The sequence below is a fragment of the Clostridiales bacterium genome (assembly GCA_025757645.1).
Classification (GTDB): Bacteria; Bacillota; Clostridia; order Oscillospirales; family Oscillospiraceae; genus CAG-103.
Genome location: CP107216.1, coordinates 306,941 through 327,746, shown reverse-complemented (window position 1 = coordinate 327,746; position 20,806 = coordinate 306,941). Strand labels below are relative to the sequence as shown.

Below are 20,806 nucleotides of genomic sequence, written 5' to 3'. Positions count from 1 at the left end.
GGCGAGCGACGGCTGCTGACAAAGGCCCTGTTGTCCTTTCGGAACAAGCTGGTAGCAAGCGGCAAGCCCACCGAGGATATCAATGAGCTGCTGATCCGGCTGCTACGGTAAAAAAGGAATACGAAAAACGAGCGTCTGCTTCTGAAAAGAGGCAGGCGCTTATTTTTATGGCATCAATTTTGCTGCCACACCGATGAAATCCGGAATGGACATGGCATCAATTTTGATGCCATAGACGAAAAATGGCTCCATTTCGGAGCCACGAGCAGTCCTGCATAGGAAAATGGCTCCGATTTGGAGCCAAAACAAAAAATTTTTCAGGGGGGTTAATTTTTCGGCCTTCTCACTGCCTACCAAGTGAGGGGAACTTTGAAAAAGCTCTGCACAAGCTCGGCTTTTTATAATTTACCAGCTCAAAAGAAAAAATTTTGAAAAGCAGCGGGAAAATCCGAAAAAAATTCGGCAAAGGGAAAGTGAGAGGAGCTTCTAAGCTTCCCCCGTGTACCTCGATAACTGAATAGCCGTTACCGAGACAGATATGACTGTGCGACGACCGCAAAAGAGCGAGCACGGCAACGCCGCGGAGACCCCGGGGCAGGCATATAAAAAACGATATCGGAAATACGGCGCCAAACCAAAAAACACAATTACCAGCGAAAGAAAGAAGGTGAAACACATGAACAAGCTACAACTGATCGATGCCGATACCCTGTATTACAAACCTCTTGCCCACCCCAAAATGCTCATCGACGGTGTTCTCTCCGACGGGCTCGCCATTTTAGCGGGTGACTCCAAGATCGGCAAGAGCTGGATGGTACTGTGGCTGTGCCTGCAAATCAGCCGCGGCGAGGCAGTGTGGGGGCTACCCACCAGAAAAACCGATGTGGTATATCTGGCCTTGGAGGACCGGGAATGGCGCGTTCAGCAGCGTATGCAGGAGCTGACGGATTCTCCGCCGGAGAATCTCCGCTTCGGCTTTTCCTGCGGGCAGCTGGGCGCGGAGCTGGAGGGGCAGATCGAGGAGGCTCTGCGGGAATTTCCCTCCACGGGCCTGATATTCATCGATACCCTCCAAATGGTGCGGGACAATGCTTCCGCAAAGGTCAATGCCTATGCCCAGGACTACAAGGATCTGTCCGGCCTGAAAAAGCTCGCCGATGACCACGGCATTTGCATCTTCGTTGTCCATCACACCCGAAAGGAGCGGGACAGCAGCAATATCTTCAACGACATGACCGGCTCCACAGGCATTTTGGGCGTGGCGGATACGGGGATGATTCTCCGCAAGGATGACCGCTTCGGCGATTGCGCCACCCTCTGCATTACAGGCCGGGATGTGGAGGAGAAAAAGCTGAAAATGCAGATGCGGGGCGTCCGATGGGAGATTACCGAGGCGCTCAGCGCCAAGGATTTGCGAAAGGAACGCATCCCGGACTTTGTTTTTCAGGTGGCGGATTTTCTCTTGGCGCATAGGCGGTTTCGGGGCACGGTGTCCCAGCTGCTTGCCGCCGTAGGTAATACGGAGCTGAAGCCCAACCTCGCCAGCAAGCATCTGACCCGCCATTACAGCGATGTGCTGCTGCCTCTGGGAATCACCTACGAGTATCGTAAAACGGCGGCTGCCCGGTTGGTGCTTTTGGAGCTGCATGACGGTGCTGACGGTTATGACGGTTCCTCCGGGAGCGAGAGACTTGTGTCACTGTGGAAACAGAATGACGGAACCTTCCGGCTTCCCCAAGCATCGTCACAAGCGTCATCTGCGTCATGGGAGGAGGCGGAGGACGATGAGGAATTGCCGCTTTAAGGGGTGCGGGGCTATACACCGCTTTTTATCCGTAAGGATAACGAGCATGGGATTTGTGTAGCCCTGCGGCACCCAAATCCCCCGTATCTGCCGATACGAAAGGGGCGCGCCCCTGTAACCCCGCTGAAAGGATGTGATATCTATGCGGAATCGAACAGAGGAAATCAATGTGCGAGTCTATAAAACCGAGAAGAATACCATTCGCAGAAAGGCAAAGAAATGCGGCATGAATATGTCGGAATATCTCCGAAGCTTGGGAACCGGCGCAGCAGTGAGAGAGGCTCCGCGCCGGGAGCTGATGCTGGCGTATCAGAAGCTGACAACGCTCCACGATACCGTCCGCTACGAGCTTGCCATGAGGGACTTTGACGAGGCTTTGACCGAGATCGAGAGCCTGCTTCTGCGCGCCTATCACGGGAAGGAGGATGCCGATGGCGGTGACGAAGATCTGGGCAATCCATGACAGCGTCAGCCGTGTGGTGGACTACTGCACCAACCCCAGCAAGACCAAGCTGAGCGACCTGGAGCAGGTGCTGCTGTATGCTGCCGACAAAGAAAAAAACCTGGATGAGGGGGAGCAGCAATACGCCGTCACCGGAATTGGCTGCAGGGCGGAGTCTGCCGCAAGGGAGATGGCTGCCGTGCAGAGGCGCTTCGGCAAAGCCGGCGGCAATGTGGCCTACCACGCCTACCAGTCCTTCAAGACCGGTGAGGTTACGGCGGAGGAATGCCATCGCATCGGCGTGGAGACGGCGCGGCGGCTTTGGGGGAACGACCGGCAGGTGCTTGTTGCCACCCACTTCAACACCGGCACTTATCACAACCACTTTGTTGTGAATCCGGTGAATATGTGGACGGGCAAAAAGCTGGAGGCAAAATACGAGGTCTACTACAAGCTGCGGGATATGTCCGACCGTATCTGCAAGGAGCATGGCCTGTCGGTGGTGAAAAATCCCCAACGGCATAAAACGGCGCGGTCGGTCTACTTTGCCGAAAAGAACGACGAGCCCACCCGCTACAACCTCATGCGGCGGGCACTGGACGAGGCGCTGACGATATCGAGCAGCTGGACGGAGCTGGGCGCCGTGCTGCGGAAAAAGGGCTATGTGTTCGTGTGCGATCCCTACCGCAGGTACGCCACCATCCGCTCTCTAAGCGCTAAAAAGTGTATGCGCACTTTCCGGCTGGGAGCCGAATATGACAAGGAGGCGCTGCAGGACAGGCTGCTGGAGAACCAGCGGGACATCCGTGTGACCCGGCGCTATTTTGAATTCATGAGGCCCTACACACGGGAATATGCCAGGAAGAATCCACCGACGGAAAAATACTACCGGCAGCGGGATTTTTATCTGCATTTGCCCCGCGTCAACGGGTATTTGAGCTTCTTCCGCTGTGTGGCAATCGTGCTGGGCGTTGCGCCGCTGTACGAAAAGGAATATCGGCAGCCCCTGTCGGCGGAGTGCCGGGAAGCTTGCCGCAGGCTGGATCGCTTCACCGCCGAGATAACGCTGGTGTGTCGGGAGCATTTGGACACGCCGGAGGATGTGCAGAGGTTTCTTGCACGAATGGACAAGGAGATGGATGCAATATCCGCTGCACGCAGCAAAATCCGCAATAAACAGCGAGGCTGCGCCGATCCTGTGGAGAGGGTCGAGCTGAAAAAGTCCTGCGCCGCCTGCACCGCAGAGCTTTCCCGGCTTCGGAAGCAAAAGCAAACCGCCTATAACATGATTGAGGATAACCCAAGGCTGAAAGACCTCTTGGCGTGTGAATTGGATGCGTGGGTGGAAAACGACCCCTACCTCTCCCCGCGGGAGAAGCAGGCGCTGCGAAATCAGCGGCTGTCCCAAGAGGAAAAGACGATTATGCGATGAAAGGAAGGATTCGATGAAGAACGACAGATTGATTGATTTGGGGCTGACCGGGTACGAGGAGCTTTTTATGAGCACGGAGGAACGGCTCGATGCGAAAAAGCCAAAGGTAGAGGCAATCCCGCTGGCTGCCCTCACACCCTTTCGAAATCACCCCTTCAAGGTGAAGGAGGACGAGGAAATGGCGCAGCTCATGCGGAGCATTGCCGATGCCGGCGTGCTTTCTCCGGCGCTGGCAAGGCCGTTGCCTGACGGCGGCTATGAGCTGATCTCCGGCCACCGGCGGCTGGCAGCGTGCAAGGCACTGGGGATGGACGCCATGCCGGTGATTGTCCGCGACCTGACAGACGAGGAGGCTGTTATCACCATGGTGGACAGCAACCTGCAAAGGGAACATATTCTCCCAAGCGAAAAGGCGTTCGCGTACAAAATGAAATACGATGCCATAAAACGCTCGCCGGGGCGAAAAGAAAATGGTGACCAACTTGGTCACCAAATCAAAAGTATTGATTCTCTTGCTGAAAATTCACCGGACAGCCGCAACCAAATCCAACGCTACATACGCCTCACCAACCTGATCCCCGACATCCTGAAGCTGGTGGATGAGGGCAAGATCGCCCTGACTCCGGCGGTGGAGCTGTCCTATTTGCAGCCGTCTGAGCAGGAGATGATCTTCTCCGTGATGGACAGCGATGAGGTAACGCCGTCCTTGTCCCAGGCCCGACGGCTGCGGCGCATGAGCGAGGAGCAGACTCTTACGGATGACGCGGTGCTGCAGCTTCTGTCCGAGGTTAAGGGTAATCAGGTGGAATATGTGAAGGTGCCGGTAGACAAGCTCCGCAGCTTTTTCCGTCCGGACACCTCCATGAAGCAGATGACCGAGACACTTGTCAAGGCCATGGATTTTTACAACAAACACTTGGCGCGGCAGCGCAAAGGCCGGGACGCCCGGTGAAAGGAGATTTTACAATGAAAGAAATCATAAAAGAAATCATTGAATTCGATTTGGACGAAGGAAGAATGGACTATCTGGATGATATGATTGACGTGTTTTCCAAAGACGGCTGTGAAATGGTGGATATCCTCTTCGACAGATTCCTAAAGAAATACTACGCTGATATTGATGTCAGCAACGAACGAATGACCATCAATCTCACTGACGAAGAAGGACATGTATTGTCCTTTAATCTGAGCCAAAGCGAGGTCCATTATGTGCTTCACATGGTCGAAAGAAGGCTCAACAGCTTTATGCGCGACGACGGAGGAGGTGGTTTCAGTGACGAAGACCGAGCTGCAGACCATGTATGAGGTGATGTTCACGGATTACCCCGACATTGTGAACGTTGCCCAGGTCCAGTCCATGCTGAAAATCAGCCGTCATCTGGCCTATGCGCTGATCGGCGACGGCGACATCCCCGGTATGAAAATCGGCAATGCATACCGCGTACCGAAAATCAATGTGATCCGCTACGCACTCTCGGCGGGAAATCCGCAGCCGGCGGCGTAGCCGGGATTTGAACCTGTATGGCACATTGGACGGGCATTCCCGCCGGGCGTATAATAAAAACGGTCCGAAAGGGTGCCCGTTCATGTGCTATCCGCAAAGGAGGTAGAGTTTATGATAGCAGGACACCTGCAAATAAAAAACGACAATTACTACATGGTGCTGAATTACACGGACGCCAACGGCAAACGCAGGCAGCCGTGGATTCCCACAGGACTTCCCGCAAAGGGAAACAAGCGCCGCGCCGAGAAGCTGCTGCTGGACACCCGCAAGAGCTTTGTCCCGCCGGTTGTGAGCAAGGAGAACGAGGACATCTCCTCTGATATGCTGTTTGCCGACTACATGGAGCTGTGGCTGGAGATTATCCGCAGCTCGGTGGAAAAGACCACCTTTTCCTCTTACACGCAGATGGTAAAGGGAAAGATCGCACCGTATTTCCGAAACACCGGACTGACGCTGGACGGAATCCAAGCCAAGCACATTCAGAGCTTTTATCTGCATGAGCTGAAAACCGTGTCGCCCGGTACGGTGATCCACTATCACGCCAATATCCACAAGGCGCTGAAATACGCCGTCAAAATGGACCTGATTCCCTTCAACCCCGCCGACAAGGTGGAGCGCCCCAAGAAGCAGCGGTACATTGCGGACTATTACCGGCAGGAGGAGCTGGAGAGGCTGCTGGAAGCGTCCAAGGATCATCCGTACTCCCTGCTGATTCAGATGACCGCCTTTTACGGCCTGCGCCGCAGCGAGGCACTGGGGCTGAAATGGGACGCCATCGACTTTGAGCGGGACACCATCACCATTAAGCACATCGTAACCAACGCAAAGATAGACGGCAAAAGTGAAATCGTCTGCGCAGACCGCGCCAAGACGAAATCCAGCCTGCGCTCCCTGCCGCTGGTCAGCAATATCCGGGAAAAGCTGCTGGCGCTGAGGGAGCAGCAAAAGGAAAATCGGCGGGTATGCGGAAATTGCTACAGCAAAAAGTATGACGGTTATGTTTTTGTGGATGCCATGGGCAATATCTTCAACCCCAGAAGCGTTACCGCCAATTTCAGCAAGCTGCTGGAGCAGAACGGTCTGCGGCACATTCGCTTTCACGACCTTAGACACAGCTGTGCCTCACTGCTTTTGGCGAACGATGTGCCTCTGAAGCAAATCCAGGAGTGGCTGGGTCACAGCGATATTGGCACGACGGCGAATATTTACAGCCATTTGGATTACAAGTCCAAGATCACCTCGGCAAATGTGATGGACAATATCCTGACCCTGCCGGACACAAGGCAAACCGGCTGGCACACCTGAGCTCTTGCCGAAAATCATGTACGCCGATGTGACCTTGAGAGAAAAGAAAAGCCCAGTCATATGGGCAAAAGCCTTGATATGACTGGGTTTTTGGCGGAGAGTTAGGGATTCGAACCCTAGGTTCCTTTTGGGAACACGACATTTCGAGTGTCGCACCTTCGACCTCTCGGACAACTCTCCGTATACCTCAAGTGTAATCCCTGCTCCGGAAGAATGCAAGAAAAACACGCAAGAACGATATGAAATTGTGAAATCCGAACCCGCGCAAAGCCCTGTGCGGCGGACATTTTCAGCGGACGAAACGGCCGGAGCTTCCAAAAATTTCGAGTCTTTTCAACCATTATGACTTTTGTGGTTTTTTCGTATCGCTTTCAGGCTATTTTGTCCGCCCAAAACCATAGCTGTATCAAGGTATTTTGGCATTCACCCTTGAAAAAGCTTGATTTTTCAAGGGGTTCGAATGAAAGCCAAAAATGAGCCGATTTTGGCAGTTTTGTTAGAATTCGCGTTAGAAATGTTAGAACGATGTTAGAACAGCATAGCATACACAGGTGTCTTCCACCGAACAAATGACAGAGGTGTATGTTATGAAAATCAATGACATTGATTGGTCAAAAGTGCCGGATATTCTGGCTAAGGAACAGGTGCGCTTGCTTTGCCATTGCAGCAAACGAACAGCACTCTATTATCTGAAAAGCGGAAAGCTGCCGTGCATTTATTCGGGGAAGAAAACCCGGTGCTACAAAATCAGGAAAGAAGATCTGATGGCTTTTATAGAAGATCGGGAAAATCATCCTGAGTTCTACGCTGTACCGGAGGGATGGTACAAAGAAAGCGGAAGAACGGTTCGGCAACATTATTCGTCGGAAATTAAAATCGACGGCGAAGATTTGCATGAGTATTATCGGTTCCTCCTCAAAGAATATCCAGATGTTCTTGAAGTTAAAAAGGTCAGTGAGATCACGGGATATGCTATTCCGGTAATTAACCGCTGGTGCAACAAAGGCAAGGTGAAGTATTTTTCCATCAGGGCGATGAATATGATCCCCAAGATATACCTGATTGATTTTTTCTGTTCAAACGCATTCAGGACGATACCCCGAAAGAGCGAGTGGCACATCAGCAGTCTGCAAAACTATCGACGCTGGAAGTACTTAGACAACCTACAATCAAAATGAGGTAAGGACGAGCTATCCATATCGGGTGGCTCGTCCTTTTTTGTTTTAGCCATCAGCCCATTGGCTACGAAGGCAAAATTGCGTCCCAAAGTATCAAGTAGCGCATTCCAAAGTATCAATTTGATACTTTGGAATTTGTTCCAGAGAGACAGACAACCTATCGACATCTCTTATAGGTATTCCGCACCCGTCAAGGGTGCTTTTTTATTATCTCAGAATCAAGTGCGGACTCACAAATCTGCGTTTTTCAAAAAAATCGAAAATTTTTTTGGAGGGGGGTTAATTTTTGCCCGTTTTCGTTGCCTACCAAGTGAGGGACAAAACAATCGCCCTCGTGAACCTTGAAAACCGAATACACATTCAACAGGTACATTCCTGATCGGGGGCGAAGGCCCCAGCCGAATGAAGGTGCGCCACGAACTTCCTGCCAGAAAGGGTTATCACGGAAAGCAAGGTTGGTAGCGATTCCGAACCATTCTGAAATATCCGCTTGCTACGGATAAGGCGATGAAACGATTCAGGGACAATGATACTTCCCTATGGGGCTGGCGGAGTACCCGGCAGAGGTGAGATTCCTATGAGTTCGGTCAGCAGCCGAACGCCTGTTGATTTCCTTTTCTGCATTTTGGGTTCGAGGAAAAATGAAATGCAGTGACGAAAGCCCCAAAAGGTATTTTGAGGCTTTCGTGGATCAGAAATGATTCAAATAAAGAGAAAGGAGGAAAACCCCATGGAAAACTGTAAGGTGATCGCCATCACGAATCAGAAGGGCGGCGTTGGCAAAACGACGACCACAGTCAATCTCGGCGTGGGACTTGCAAGCTCCGGGAAACGGGTCCTGCTGGTGGATGCTGACCCGCAGGGCAGCTTAACCGTGAGCCTCGGCATAAAGAACCCCGACGAGCTGGATGTATCGCTGTCGTCCCTTATGCAGTCGGTCATTGATGATGAGCCGCTTGCAGAGGGTGCAATTATCCGGCACCAGGAGGGTGTGGATTTGCTCCCCTCCAACATTGAACTCTCCGGTATGGAAACGGGCCTGTTTAATGTCATGAGCCGTGAGTATGTTCTGAAGAACGCCATCGACGGCATGAGAAAAAGCTACGACTACATTCTGATTGACTGTATGCCCTCGCTGGGTATGATGACGGTCAATGCGCTGGTTGCGGCAGACAGTGTGATTATCCCGTCTCAGCCGAACTTCCTGTCAACCAAAGGTCTTAACCTGCTTCTGCGCTCCATTTCAAAGATCAAGCGGCAGATCAACCCGAGATTAAAGATTGACGGCATTTTGCTGACGATGGTGGATAACCGCACCAACAACGCCAAGGCGATTATTTCCTCGCTTCGTTCTACCGTGGGAGAGAACATCCGCGTGTTTCGTTCCGAGATTCCCTTTTCGGTAAGAGCTGCGGAGTGCAGTCTTTCCGGAGAAAGCATCTTCTCTCACGACAGGAACGGCAAGGTCGCAGCAGCGTATGAGGCTCTGACGAAGGAGGTGACAGAGATTGAAGAGCGTGCAAAAAATCGATCTGGGCCTGACCGGGTACGATGAGCTTTTCATGAATGACGCGGAGCGAAAGGAAAACAAGCTCCCGCGCATTTATGATATTCCCCTCTCGGAGATCGACGATTTCCCAGACCATCCCTTCAAGGTGAAGCTGGACGAGGACATGGATCAGCTTGTCCAGAGTATCAAGGAGCGCGGGATCATCACCCCTGTCACCCTCCGACCGAAGGAGGACGGGCGGTACGAAATCGTATCGGGGCATCGCAGAAAGAAGGCCTGTGAGCTTGCCGGCTTTGATACCGTGAAAGCCGAGGTGCGGGAGATGACCCGCGACGAGGCCATCATTCTAATGGTGGAATCGAACCTGCAGCGCTCTGTGATACTGCCCAGTGAAAAAGCTTTTTCGTACAAGATGCGCTTGGAGGCCATGAAGAGACAAGCAGGCAGACCAGCTCAAGATAATTATTCCCCATTGGGGAACAATTCTTTTGGAACAAAATCCTCAGACGAAATGGCTGCGGAAGTGGGAGAAAGCAAAAATACTATCTTCCGCTATATTCGCCTTACCGAGCTCATTCCGGAACTTCTGGATTTGGTTGACGAGGGGCGCATTGCGTTCAGACCGGCGGTGGAGCTTTCGTACCTGCAAAAAGAGGAACAGCGCGCCCTGCTGGAGCAAATCGCCTACGCAGATGCCACGCCGTCCCTTGCCCAGGCCATTAAGCTGAAGCGGTTCTCCCAGGACGGAAAGCTGAATAACGAGGTCATCGAGTCGATCATGAGCGAGGAAAAGCCGAACCAGAGGGAGAAAATCAACATCAAGTACGCCGAGGCCAGAAGGTTTATCCCTGCCAGCGTTCCCTACGAAAAAACCGGTGAGTATATTCTGAAAGCGCTGGAATATTATCACCGGTATCAGGAAAGGCAGAAAAGTCGGAATGACGCAAGATAGGTTCTTCGCCAAGGGAGCAGTCTACCCTTTTGACGCTGCGTCAGCGCCGTTCCCCCTCTCACACTCTCCCCCCCCTCATTTACCGGCAATACCAGCTCAAAAGAAAAATAGACAGGCGGTACAGTTGAGAAAAACCGGGTGCGTTCGTACAATATGAGAAAAACAGCCATAGGAGGTCATCCCATGAAAAAGAATCTCATGTTGTGCGCGCTCCTGCTTTCTGTATTGCTTTCCGGATGCGCCGCAGAGCCCTTGCAAGGGCAAGCGGCAGCAAACACACCGAAAGCTCCAACGCCGCAGGAAGAAACGCCTGCTTCTTTTGAGCCGGTATCCACAGAACCAAACGCTCCCACAAAAGCCCCGACAGAAGCCGCCGATCCAGCAGTTTGCATATCAAATGAGGACAAGCACGAAAGCGGCTCTGCTGTTTCTTCTGAGCCGGCAAGCGCACCCACGGAATCGAATGCGCCGGCATCGGAGGAAACCAAGCAGCCGCCCGTGCTTCCGGAGGAGCCGGTGGAAACAGAGAACCCCACAGAGGAACCATCCATTCCTGCGATAACCGAGCCGGAACCGACTCCGAAGCCCGAGCCCACATTTGATATCGACTGCTGGATTTCCTACGCAAAAAGCACGGCGGTGAGCTTGGGGCTGACCTTGGATAGCTCAGCAACCGATTGCTGGGACAATCCGATCACCGCGAAGCCGACCTGCATCTACCTGGAGCGAGACATTAACTCACGCCTGAACAGATATGCGAAGGATGGGGAGATAACTGCTGTCTGGATCTGGTACGAATGCGTCGGCACAAGCAGCTACCTGATCTATATCGGGTACGCATAATCATCAACAAATCAATACACCGAAATGAGCATCGTGGAAGCACGGTGCTTTTTTCATGCCTTGAAGGAGGACAGAACGAATGAAGAAGATTCTCAAAAGAGGAATGTCGGGGCTGCTTGCAGTCCTCATGGCATTCACCGTGCTTGCGGGCTTTGGCACGACCACGGCCTTCGCCGCAAGCGAAACAGCGGAGTCCTATATGATTTCCTTCCCCCGTGACGGGGACGCTGCTCAGATTTACTCCGAGGACGCATGGGGGCACTCCGCAAAAACCTACATGAACGGCTGGACAACAGGCTCCAGCAACTACACCACCCTGCACTGTATGGATTCCTTTGACGGGAAGGTATGCTACTGCATCGAGCCCGGCCTCTCCCGAAATGTCGGCGATACCTATTACGGCTTCGGTGAGGATTTCTGGGATAACTATCCCAGCCAGTACAACAACACCATCGAGCCGGACGACATTAAGCTGCTGCTGGGGCGTATCATGCAGTATGGCTATCAGGGCAACCTTTCCACCTCGTGGAGATCGCAGAACGATTCCGATGCGGATAAGTTGGCCCACGCCTTCGCTACCCAGCTGCTCGTTTGGGAAACGGTTGTGGGCGAGCGCGATGCGGACTTTGACCATGTGAGCACCGGCGGCTATGACGAGATCCTGTCGCTGGTTTCCCCCAATCATCCGCTGTATAGCCGAATCATGGACTATTACGACAGCATCGAGTCCAGCGTGCAGAGCCACGCCGTTTGCCCGAGCTTTATGAGCAGAAGCAGCGGCGGCGCAAGGACCATTGAGCTTGCGTGGGACGGCAGTCAGTACATTGCCGAGCTCACGGATACCAACCGTGTGCTGTCACAGTTTACCTTCTCCGCCAGTGAGACAGGCTTCCATTTCAGCGTGTCGGGCAACACGCTCACTATCACCACCGATACGGCTCCCAGCGGCAATGTGACGATCTCCGCAAGTCGAAGCGCTTCCCGCTGCGGCGTTCTTGTTTGGACGGACTATAAGTACGGCCCCAACGGCGGCGTTCAGGATACCATCACCTATACGGCCTCCGTCAGCGACCCCGTAAGGGCATTTGTCAAGCTGAAGGTCAGCTACGGCAGCGCCAAAATCATCAAGACCAGCGAGGACGGCAGGGTGGACGGCATTACCTTCACCATCACCGGCGAGGGCGTCAATCAGAGCGTTACCACCGACCGAAACGGTGAAATTCACATCGACAATCTGATGCCCGGCACCTATACCGTCACTGAGCAGAGCTATGACAAGTATGTGCCCCAGGAAAGCCACCGTGTCACCGTGCTTGCTGGACAGACGGCAACGGTTTCCTTTAACAATGTGCTCCGCCGCGGCGAGTTGACCGTGACCAAGACCTCCGAGGACGGACTGAATCAGGGGGTGAAGTTCCACCTTTCCGGAACCTCCCTCAGCGGGCTGCCCGTGGATGAATACGCCGTCACCGATGAAAACGGTGTGGCAACCTTCCGGGATGTGCTCATCGGCACCGGCTACACGCTGGAGGAGATGGACACCGCCATTCGCTATGTGGTTCCCGACAGCCAGAGCGCCGCAGTGGAATGGAACAGTGTAACCAATAAGAGCGTTTCCAACATCCTCAAAAAGTTCAATGTCACCGTCACCAAGAGCGACTGTGAGAGCGGAACGGCGCAGGGCGACGCTTCGCTTGCCGGTGCCGCCTACGGCATTTATAAGGGCGATCAGCTTGCGGATACCTACTACACCGACGAGAACGGCCAGTTCACCACCGGCTATTATGTCTGCGGCGACGACTGGACGATTCGTGAGATCAGCCCCTCCGAGGGCTATCTGCTGGACAGCACCGTTTATGCTGTCGGTGCAGAGGCGGCCAATTACACCGTTGAGCTGAACGCTGCGCCTGCTGTGGCTGTTGCCGAGCAGGTGCAGAAGGGCAATATCGCCATCATCAAGCACTCGGATAACGGCGACACACAAATTGAAACGCCCGAAGAAGGCGCGATTTTTGCCGTCTATCTGAAATCTGCCGGCAGCTATGAGGCGGCAAAGGATACGGAGCGGGACTATCTGACCTGCGATGAAAACGGCTTTGCCCAGAGCAAGGACCTGCCCTACGGCGTGTATACCGTGCATCAGGTTTCCGGCTGGGAGGGCCGTGAGCTGATGAGCGACTTTGATGTGTTCATTGCCAAGGACGGCGAGACCTATCGCTACCTCATCAACAACGCTAACTTCGAGTCCTTCATTAAGGTCATCAAGGTGGATGCGGAGACCGGCAATACCATTCCCTATGCGGGTGCGGGCTTCCAGATCTTCCGTCCGGATGGCTCCAAGGTGGAAATGACCTTTACCTATCCGGAGGTTACCACCATCGACACCTTCTACACCAATGACGCCGGCATGCTCATCACGCCGGAAAAGCTGGAGTTCGGCAAGGGCTACTCCCTCAAGGAGGTCTCTGCCCCTTACGGCTATGTGCTCAGTCATGAGGCGGTCAAGTTCGATGTGACCGAAGAGAATTCCACCGAGGAAAGCGGCGTGACGGTCGTTGCAGTGAAGCTTGGCAATTACGCACAGAAGGGCATCATCAAGATTTCCAAAACCGGCGAGGTGTTTGCCACCGTCACGGCGGCGGACGGAGTCTACCAGCCGGTCTATACGGTGCAGGGTCTTGCAGGAGCAACCTATGAGATCAAGGCTGCGGCGGACATCTACACCCCGGATGGTACGCTGCGCTGCAGCGCCGGCGAGGTGGTGGATACAGTGACTACCGGCGCAGACGGCATGGCGGAGAGCAAGCCGCTGTATCTGGGAAAATACGAAATCACCGAGATGAAAGCCCCCGACGGCATGGTCATTAACAAGGACGCCCATACCGCAGAGCTTGTCTACGCCGGCCAGGAGATTGAGATCACCGAAACCGCTGCCAGCTTCTGCAATGACAGACAGAAGGCGCGGATTTCTCTTTCCAAGGTACTGGAGCAGAACAAGCAGTTCGGTATCGGCATGAATAACGAGCTTTCCGCCGTGACCTTCGGCTTCTATGCCGCCGAGGAGCTTACCGCAGCAGACGGCTCTGTCATTCCTGCGGACGGACTGATTGAGATTCTGTCCCTTGACGAAAACGGGAAAGCCGTGCTCAAGAGCGATGTTCCCTTCGGCAGCTACTATGTCAAGGAAATCAGCACCGACAGCCACTATATGCTCTCCGATGAGAAGTACCCTGTGACCTTTGCCTATGCCGGTCAGGAAATTCCCGTGGTAGAGCTTGCTGTCAATGACGGAAAGAGCATTACCAACGAGATGATCTACGGAGAGATCCACGGCATGAAGAAGGATGAGGACGGCAAGGCGCTGGCCGGAGCTACCATCGGCCTGTTCCTTACTGACGGCACAGAGCCTGTCCTGACCACCGTTTCTGCAGAGGACGGCAGCTTCTCCTTCGCGGACATCCCTTATGGCGAGTATGTGGCTCGTGAAATCGCTGCACCGGAGGGCTATGTGCTGGATGAGACGCCTTATACCGTGAAGGTAGATCAGAACGGCGCTGTGGTCGAGATCGAGATCACCAACAAGCTCATTCGCGGCAGCGTTCAGCTGACCAAGGTGGATAAAGACTATCCCGATCATCACCTGAACGGCGCAGTCTTTGAGGTGTACCGTGACGGAAAGCTTGTGGGCCAGACGGAGGAGTTGTCCGACGGCGTCTACAAGCTGGATGATCTGCCCTACGGTGATTACACGCTGAAGGAAACTGAGGCCCCCAAGGGCTTCTTCCTTGATGAGAAGACCTACAGTTTCTCCATTAAGGAAGATGGTAAAACCGTCGTCGTGGAAAATGAGGCCGGAAAGGGCTTTGCCAACCAGGCACAGACCGGAGGCATCCGCATTGAAAAGACTTCGGATGACGGCGTGCTGAAGGGCTTTACCTTCCGTGTGGAGGGCTCGGATATCACCGGCAATGCTTTCAGCAAGGACTTTGTGACCGATGAGAAGGGTCAGATCCACATCGAGGGGCTGCGCATCGGCGATTATGTGATCTCCGAGGTGTCCAACAAAGCCAACGAGAAGTATGAGCTTCCCGCAAATGTCACCGTAACCGTTCACGAAGGAAAGACGGTCGTTGCCAAGTTCCATAACAAGCTCAAGCCTGTTACGGATATCCCCAAGACCGGAGATACCACCAATATGCCTCTTTGGGCAACACTTACCGGTATCTCTGCAATCGGTGCAGGTGCGGCGGCTTTCTTTACCTTCCGAAAAAAGAAGGAGGTAGGCAAGCATGAGCGCTAAGGTCATCATCGGCATCGGTCTTGTGGTGTTTATTATCGCAGGGCTGATCGTTCTTCGCCTGAAGAACAGAAAGTAAAACGGCAAGGGGCGGCATCTTTTTACAGATGCCGCCCCGCTTATAAAAGGAGACGCTATGGAAGAGACAAGAAAAATCGGAGATTACTCCGTAAAGTATTCCATGTATATCGGGCACAAGGATATTGCTCTGGGCGAGAATCCCAACGCCGACAAGGATGAACGGTATATGTGCTGCTTTGTAGAGACCAACGCTATTTTTGAGCGCTATTCCGGGGTGCTGGTCAGCGACGATTTTGCGGAGATTGCAAAGGTGTTCGGACAGCGCGTAGCGGATGCAGCCGAGGAGATTATTCAGGAAAACGAGAGAGCCTGTCAGGAGGTCGGCACGAATGAGGAACTCACAACAAATAGTTGTAAGCCCATTTCCTATGAGGATTCCATCGAGAACAAGGTGGTTGTCGTCAAGGGCAGCATTCTCCGGCCTGAGTTCCGCCACGCCAATCACCAGCTTATGCTGTGTACCGGCGGCTTCGGCGCGCAGGCCAATGCGCGAGGCCGTACCTGCTGCTGCATTTCTCTGTACGACGGGAGAAAGACCTCCTTTTATCGCACGGATTTTCTCGGTGTCATGGAGGAAAAGCGCCTTCCCGAATGGGCGCAGAAGGGCTTGGAGAAAGCGAAAGAGATGCACGCGCAGGAAAAGAAACCGACTAAAGAAAGAGGTGACGCAAGATGATCGAGTATGAAAAAAGAGCAATGATCGAGGCGGAGGACAAATATACCTTCCGTCAGAGCACGCAAATTTCCATGCAAACCGGACTGATCGGCCACCTCCGGGCTGATATGGACACGGACGGCAACGGCTTTTTCAGCAGTTGGTTTGACTTCCGGGAAGAGCTGAAAACCGACGAGTTTAAGGCGGAGTTTGACGAGGTAATCAACTCTCTGCGTGAGGAAGGCGACATTCTTCATAACCGTAGGGCGCTTGCCAAGTACTGCTATTGCACACCCCAAAGCCGGATGCAGGAGGAGCCGGGCTACTATGGCGTTCGTGTGGATACCGAAAAGTATGCCTACCTTCTGCGCCTGAACCCGGACAGGGGCGAATACAACCTATACTGCTATTGCTATCGCCGGGATTGGCTCGATCAGCACCTGAAGGACGCAGAGAAAGGAATCCGTTTTATTGACAGCCATTACAAGGAGCTGTTTCGCATTCCGGATGGCGGCAAGGTGAAAATCCACTATTCGTGGAATGAAGAGCAGATCCGCACCTGCCGCTATATCGACGATTACCATGTGGAGATCGGGAGCAACCTCTATCACATTTGCGAGTTTGCCGAGCGCATGGAATACGGCGGCCATACCTGCGAGCCGATTCGGGACAACCTGCCCGAGCAGTGCTACAGCGTCCTTTCCGGCAGCGACGAAATCATTATCATCAAGCGCGGTGAAAAGGGCTACTTCAAGACGGACATTCCCGTTACCGACAAGGACGAAGCCCGGAGCATCGCGAATGAGTATAATGCAAAGCTCGGCGTCAGCAAGGCGCAGGAAGAAGCCATGAAGGCCGGCTCTATGTTCGGCTTTCAGGTGCCCGCCGCAGACCCTAGAAATTACGATGCAGACGGAAAACCTGTGATGCCGAAGGACAGAGGTGATGCACGATGAGTAAGGAAGATTATCGCATCTGGTCCAATGCCGACCTTGACTATGAGGAGTGGAAAGATTGGATGGAGGAAGAATATCCGACGCTTTCCGATGACGAGCGCGTCGCCATGATGTATGAGGAAAACGGGCACTACCTTGAGGACGAACGGCTCAATCTGGACATTCAACTTTCCCAGCCCATTCTGGTTGTTGCCGATCTGGGGCTTTGGAATGGCAGGCGCATGGGATATAAGGAAATCCCAAGCGGCAATATCCGCGACTGCCTTTATTCCAACTATGACTATACCACATGGTATGTGGACCGAAACGGAGATTTCCGGTGCGATGACACCCACCATGACGGCACAAACCATTATCTCTATCGGGTATATAAGGACAATGTTTCCCAGGCGCAGAAAGACCGGCTCAAAGAAAAAATCTACAACGGCACAGCCACCAGGGCAGACATTGTCCGTGTCACCCGCAGGCTTGGCGATGAGATCGGGAAGGTGTATGGCTGGAGCTTTCCAGCCCGGCAGAGAGAGCGAGGTGAGGCACGATGAACCACCGCGGGAAGGAGAAAAAGTATTTGAGCGTTGATACGAGCAAAGAGATAGATGTGTTTTATCCAGACCTGAACGACGGCAAGATTCAATGGGTGCACTACGATACTACGCAGTCGCTGGTTGAAATCTGTGTTTTTAATAAAGAAACGATACGGGCGGTGAATGCCGCTTGCTGGGATGCTACTGAGGCCTTTCAAATGATTCGCGAGGTCAGCAATCGTTTCCTACTGAGGCCAGGTATGGACGGCTATGAAGATACCATAATCCGCATGAGAAGCGACAAGCCCGCAGCTATTGGCTGCAGCTATCTTACTCTGGATCGATTGGAACAGTTCTTGGAGGCTGGAGAGCTTCTAAACAGTTACTGTATGCGGGAATTTGGGTGCAAAGCAAATTTCTCTGACTTGCGCAAGGTTGACTTGGGTCACAAAACGCTGGAAAGAGGACATACATTGCGGGTTTACGCGAATCTGGAGGATTGCCATATTGGGGTTTATTTGGACGGAAAGATTCTGGGTATGCGGCAGTTCGATTCGCTGCGGGAGATGAATTATACAGTGCTTTCGGAGCTTTCCTTCAATGACCTTACACAGCTGCCGGAATGGGCTGTTGCGCAACACACTGATATGAAAAAGCAGGTTAATCCCGTAGCGCGAATCGATTATTTGGACTTTCGTGGCAAGGTGGTCGAACACACCGAATATATGGATGAGACAGCTTTTCTGACCGATCTAAAAAATCAGCTGGACTGCGGTGTGCCGCTGTGCGTCGTTCTCTACCGAGACCAGAACGGCAAGACCATTTCCCGTGCGTTTCTGAACGACCTGGATACGCTGCCCAAGGGATTTTCTGTTGAGGACGATCCCCACAGAAAGCCTCAGACAGTGTCCCCAAAGAGAAAAGAACACGAACCTGCGAGATAAGGAGAAGCTATGGATAAGAAGAAAGCCATCTGCGAGTATCTCCGTAAAAATCATATTGGCAAAGAAAATGCCATCCACAGCAAGGAGCTTGAAAAGCTGTTTCTGCTTGACGGACGAAATATTCGCCGCAAGATCAGCGCCTTGCGACAGGATGGCTTTCCTATTTGCAGCGATGAAACGGGCTACTATTACGCAGATAACCAGAAAGAGATCAATACCACCGTCTACCGGCTGAATGAGCTTGTGACGAAGGTGTCCAACGCCAGAACCGGGCTTCTATTTGCATCGATCCTCGGAGAGAATGCGCAGACCGTTGAGGTCACGATCAAAGTAAGATAAGGAGGGAGTTCCCATGCCGAGCAAATACAGAATCATTTTGGAGATGGCGTCCCAGACTGCCAGGAATATCGCCTCCAATGCCGACCGATATACCGATTTTCTGATTACGGCGGCAAACAACTACAAGTACAGCTTTAAGGAGCAGCTGCTCATCCATGCGCAGAAACCAGATGCAACGGCGTGTGCGGAAATCGACACATGGAATAAACTCGGCAGATGGGTAAACAAGGGCACGAAAGGCATCGCGCTGCTGATCGACAGAGATGTTCCCTACAAGCTGAGACATGTCTTTGATATCTCCAACACCAACAGCCGTGCCGGAAGGAACATCACCCTTTGGCAGATGAAGCCGGAGTACGAATATGCGGTATCGGAAAGCCTTCAGGCCAGCTTCGGTGATGTGGAGGAGCCGCAAGATTTCCCGCACCTTCTCATAGATATTTCCGGTTATGCCGTGGAGGATAATCTTTCGGATTATCTCATGGAGTTGAACGCTGTCAAAGCCGGCAGCTTTCTGGAGGAGCTGGACGGCACAAGCCTTGAAGCGTGGCTGAAAACCACGCTGAAAAGCAGCGTCGCTTTTATGGCGCTCTCCCGTGCGGGGTATGAGCCGAGGCAGTATTTTGACCGGGAGGATTTCAGCCATCTCTTTGACTTCAACACCGTGGAGGTTATCTCCGTGCTCGGTGCCGCAGTCAGTGATATTTCTGAGATGGTCATCCGGGAAATGGGCGAAACCGTCAAGGAGATGGAGAAGGAAGAAAGACGGAAGATTCGCACATTTGCACAGGAGGGTGCTTCTGCGTATCATAAGAACCGAACAGAAAACAAGGAAAGGAGCAACGAACATGGAACTGACCTATACGATACAGGGGGACTATCTGATTCCCGATCTGACCGTGCCGGAGAGTCCGAAGCTTGGGAAGTATGGAATGCTGCGGCGGACATTCCTCCGCGAGCACCGGGATGGGATCTACACCGGGATGCTGCTGAACGGAACACTGAACAGTCATTTGGAGGAGGTGGACCGGCAGGCGCAGAAGATGCTGGACGACCTGACCGAGCAGATGAAGGCGCTGAACGGAGTGACAGAGCAGTTGAAGGCGGAGGATCAGATGCGGTGGGTGCAGATGATGAACTCTATTCGTCACTCGGCGGAGGAAGTGATTCTGAACGACCTGATCTACGCGTAACGCTCCCCACAGTTGAACAGCAACAGGAAATTATCGCAGAAGCGGAGGAAGAAAAATCCTCCGCTTTTTCTATTTCTCAGGAGGACATCGACGCCATTCTGACACGAGGCAGCGGCATCCATCAGGGCAAATTCCGCATCTATGAGCAGTTTCTCAAACAGGATTCTTCCGAGAACAATATCACCTTCTTGAAAAACGAATACGGCATCGGCGGAGCCTATCCTGCAATTTCCGGAAGAAATCTCGACGAGAACCACGACGCTAAAGGCATCAAAATCAGCAGAGGAAGAATCTCCCAGCCCGACGCAGAAATGCTTTTGCGGTGGAATAAGGCCGAGAAGCGGATCGGGGAGCTGATCCGAGCCGACCGCTATCTGAGCCAAGCAGAAAAGGACAACTATCCTGCCTACCGGGAGCAGGCAGAAGCTCGGAGGAAACGAGGTGAAATCTCTGAGGAGTTCCGGTCGATTGTCTATGATTACAATGACTTTGTGGCGCAGCTTGGTGAGGAAAGCAAAGCGCTGAATCTGTATTATTTGTCAAGCTGCTGGGGTGCGTTCAGCGTGGGCGAAAAGAAAATGCACGCCCGTACTGCGGAGGGTGACTTCATCCTCCCCATGATGCGCGAAGCAATGAATACGATCATTGCGGACAACACCCACTTGACCGCACGGTGCGAAGCCATGCTGGAAGCGTTGAACAGCGATGTGGCGAAGTCCCTTGAGCCGACCTTTGATGAGCTGAACCCTCCCCCGGAGCCCCGGAAGGAATACCGCTATCATCTCGGCGATGCAGTCTATATCGGCACACAGGAATACGAGCTGCTGTCTTTTGACGAGAAGAAGGT

The 20,806-nt window shown here is 53.1% G+C and carries 19 protein-coding genes and 1 tRNA gene; 18 read left to right on the top strand and 2 right to left on the bottom strand.

The window, feature by feature from the left end; all coding sequences use genetic code 11:
* The first annotated feature begins 676 nt into the window (after positions 1 to 676).
* The 7 genes from OGM61_01565 (at position 677) to OGM61_01535 (ending at position 6,487) form a co-directional block, all read left to right on the top strand.
* Entirely contained in the window at positions 677 to 1,804 is a 1,128-nt protein-coding gene (locus tag OGM61_01565) for a helicase RepA family protein (GenBank protein ID UYI84779.1), read from the top strand.
* A gap of 142 nt (positions 1,805 to 1,946) precedes the next feature.
* Positions 1,947 to 2,267 (top strand): hypothetical protein, encoded by a 321-nt coding sequence (locus OGM61_01560; protein ID UYI84778.1) that lies wholly within the window; start codon positions 1,947 to 1,949, stop codon positions 2,265 to 2,267.
* Complete coding sequence (locus OGM61_01555) at positions 2,236 to 3,678, top strand: relaxase/mobilization nuclease domain-containing protein (protein UYI84777.1); 1,443 nt, start codon at positions 2,236 to 2,238, stop codon at positions 3,676 to 3,678. Before OGM61_01560 ends, OGM61_01555 begins: the two co-directional genes overlap by 32 nt.
* A gap of 13 nt (positions 3,679 to 3,691) precedes the next feature.
* Entirely contained in the window at positions 3,692 to 4,630 is a 939-nt protein-coding gene (locus tag OGM61_01550) for a ParB/RepB/Spo0J family partition protein (GenBank protein UYI84776.1), read from the top strand.
* Between the two features lie 14 nt (positions 4,631 to 4,644).
* Complete coding sequence (locus tag OGM61_01545) at positions 4,645 to 4,983, top strand: hypothetical protein (protein ID UYI84775.1); 339 nt, start codon at positions 4,645 to 4,647, stop codon at positions 4,981 to 4,983.
* Complete coding sequence (locus tag OGM61_01540) at positions 4,952 to 5,182, top strand: helix-turn-helix domain-containing protein (protein UYI84774.1); 231 nt, start codon at positions 4,952 to 4,954, stop codon at positions 5,180 to 5,182. The genes OGM61_01545 and OGM61_01540 overlap by 32 nt, the downstream gene beginning before the upstream one ends.
* Positions 5,183 to 5,293: 111 nt before the next feature.
* Entirely contained in the window at positions 5,294 to 6,487 is a 1,194-nt protein-coding gene (locus tag OGM61_01535; protein UYI84773.1) for a site-specific integrase, read from the top strand.
* Between the two features lie 91 nt (positions 6,488 to 6,578).
* Here the strand turns inward: OGM61_01535 and OGM61_01530 are convergent.
* A tRNA-Ser gene (locus OGM61_01530) sits at positions 6,579 to 6,667 on the bottom strand.
* Between the two features lie 407 nt (positions 6,668 to 7,074).
* Between OGM61_01530 and OGM61_01525 the strand changes: the two genes are divergently transcribed.
* The 10 genes from OGM61_01525 (at position 7,075) to OGM61_01480 (ending at position 18,766) form a co-directional block, all read left to right on the top strand.
* On the top strand, positions 7,075 to 7,665 hold the full coding sequence (locus tag OGM61_01525) for a helix-turn-helix domain-containing protein (protein ID UYI84772.1): 591 nt from the start codon (positions 7,075 to 7,077) through the stop codon (positions 7,663 to 7,665).
* A 730-nt stretch (positions 7,666 to 8,395) separates the two neighbouring features.
* Positions 8,396 to 9,220 carry an AAA family ATPase gene (locus OGM61_01520; protein UYI84771.1) on the top strand — a complete coding sequence of 275 codons (825 nt, stop codon included), beginning with the start codon at positions 8,396 to 8,398 and terminating at the stop codon, positions 9,218 to 9,220.
* Positions 9,174 to 10,127 carry a ParB/RepB/Spo0J family partition protein gene (locus tag OGM61_01515; protein UYI84770.1) on the top strand — a complete coding sequence of 318 codons (954 nt, stop codon included), beginning with the start codon at positions 9,174 to 9,176 and terminating at the stop codon, positions 10,125 to 10,127. The genes OGM61_01520 and OGM61_01515 overlap by 47 nt, the downstream gene beginning before the upstream one ends.
* A 183-nt stretch (positions 10,128 to 10,310) precedes the next feature.
* Positions 10,311 to 10,970, top strand: a complete 660-nt coding sequence (locus OGM61_01510; GenBank protein ID UYI84769.1) for a hypothetical protein — start codon at positions 10,311 to 10,313, stop codon at positions 10,968 to 10,970.
* A 79-nt stretch (positions 10,971 to 11,049) separates the two neighbouring features.
* On the top strand, positions 11,050 to 15,270 hold the full coding sequence (locus OGM61_01505) for a SpaA isopeptide-forming pilin-related protein (GenBank protein UYI84768.1): 4,221 nt from the start codon (positions 11,050 to 11,052) through the stop codon (positions 15,268 to 15,270).
* A 133-nt stretch (positions 15,271 to 15,403) separates the two neighbouring features.
* Positions 15,404 to 16,024: a hypothetical protein gene (locus OGM61_01500; protein ID UYI84767.1), complete on the top strand. Its 621-nt coding sequence runs from the start codon at positions 15,404 to 15,406 to the stop codon at positions 16,022 to 16,024.
* The gene (locus OGM61_01495; protein UYI84766.1) at positions 16,021 to 16,959 is read left to right on the top strand and encodes a hypothetical protein; all 939 of its coding nucleotides are present in this window, start codon (positions 16,021 to 16,023) and stop codon (positions 16,957 to 16,959) included. The genes OGM61_01500 and OGM61_01495 overlap by 4 nt, the downstream gene beginning before the upstream one ends.
* Positions 16,956 to 17,501, top strand: a complete 546-nt coding sequence (locus tag OGM61_01490) for a hypothetical protein (GenBank protein ID UYI84765.1) — start codon at positions 16,956 to 16,958, stop codon at positions 17,499 to 17,501. Before OGM61_01495 ends, OGM61_01490 begins: the two co-directional genes overlap by 4 nt.
* 26 nt (positions 17,502 to 17,527) lie before the next feature.
* Positions 17,528 to 18,427 (top strand): hypothetical protein, encoded by a 900-nt coding sequence (locus OGM61_01485; GenBank protein ID UYI84764.1) that lies wholly within the window; start codon positions 17,528 to 17,530, stop codon positions 18,425 to 18,427.
* 9 nt (positions 18,428 to 18,436) lie between these two features.
* On the top strand, positions 18,437 to 18,766 hold the full coding sequence (locus tag OGM61_01480) for a hypothetical protein (GenBank protein ID UYI84763.1): 330 nt from the start codon (positions 18,437 to 18,439) through the stop codon (positions 18,764 to 18,766).
* On the opposite strand, the gene OGM61_01475 is transcribed toward OGM61_01480, so the two are convergent.
* On the bottom strand, positions 18,753 to 19,412 hold the full coding sequence (locus OGM61_01475; GenBank protein ID UYI84762.1) for a hypothetical protein: 660 nt from the start codon (positions 19,410 to 19,412) through the stop codon (positions 18,753 to 18,755). The two genes, OGM61_01480 and OGM61_01475, sit on opposite strands and share 14 nt — an antisense overlap.
* Before the next feature lie 202 nt (positions 19,413 to 19,614).
* On the opposite strand from OGM61_01475, the gene OGM61_01470 reads away from it, so the two are divergent.
* Complete coding sequence (locus tag OGM61_01470) at positions 19,615 to 19,959, top strand: TnpV protein (GenBank protein ID UYI84761.1); 345 nt, start codon at positions 19,615 to 19,617, stop codon at positions 19,957 to 19,959.
* Positions 19,960 to 20,806: the final 847 nt, after the last annotated feature.

Bases quoted from the DNA above. Each gene is read 5' to 3' on its own strand.
- OGM61_01565 (UYI84779.1), top strand. From the start codon at position 677: ATGAACAAGCTACAACTGATCGATGCCGATACCCTGTATTACAAACCT.
- OGM61_01560 (UYI84778.1), top strand. From the start codon at position 1,947: ATGCGGAATCGAACAGAGGAAATCAATGTGCGAGTCTATAAAACCGAG.
- OGM61_01555 (UYI84777.1), top strand. From the start codon at position 2,236: ATGGCGGTGACGAAGATCTGGGCAATCCATGACAGCGTCAGCCGTGTG.
- OGM61_01550 (UYI84776.1), top strand. From the start codon at position 3,692: ATGAAGAACGACAGATTGATTGATTTGGGGCTGACCGGGTACGAGGAG.
- OGM61_01545 (UYI84775.1), top strand. From the start codon at position 4,645: ATGAAAGAAATCATAAAAGAAATCATTGAATTCGATTTGGACGAAGGA.
- OGM61_01535 (UYI84773.1), top strand. From the start codon at position 5,294: ATGATAGCAGGACACCTGCAAATAAAAAACGACAATTACTACATGGTG.
- OGM61_01525 (UYI84772.1), top strand. From the start codon at position 7,075: ATGAAAATCAATGACATTGATTGGTCAAAAGTGCCGGATATTCTGGCT.
- OGM61_01520 (UYI84771.1), top strand. From the start codon at position 8,396: ATGGAAAACTGTAAGGTGATCGCCATCACGAATCAGAAGGGCGGCGTT.
- OGM61_01510 (UYI84769.1), top strand. From the start codon at position 10,311: ATGAAAAAGAATCTCATGTTGTGCGCGCTCCTGCTTTCTGTATTGCTT.
- OGM61_01505 (UYI84768.1), top strand. From the start codon at position 11,050: ATGAAGAAGATTCTCAAAAGAGGAATGTCGGGGCTGCTTGCAGTCCTC.
- OGM61_01500 (UYI84767.1), top strand. From the start codon at position 15,404: ATGGAAGAGACAAGAAAAATCGGAGATTACTCCGTAAAGTATTCCATG.
- OGM61_01495 (UYI84766.1), top strand. From the start codon at position 16,021: ATGATCGAGTATGAAAAAAGAGCAATGATCGAGGCGGAGGACAAATAT.
- OGM61_01490 (UYI84765.1), top strand. From the start codon at position 16,956: ATGAGTAAGGAAGATTATCGCATCTGGTCCAATGCCGACCTTGACTAT.
- OGM61_01480 (UYI84763.1), top strand. From the start codon at position 18,437: ATGGATAAGAAGAAAGCCATCTGCGAGTATCTCCGTAAAAATCATATT.
- OGM61_01475 (UYI84762.1), bottom strand. From the start codon at position 19,412: ATGGCTGAAATCCTCCCGGTCAAAATACTGCCTCGGCTCATACCCCGC.
- OGM61_01470 (UYI84761.1), top strand. From the start codon at position 19,615: ATGGAACTGACCTATACGATACAGGGGGACTATCTGATTCCCGATCTG.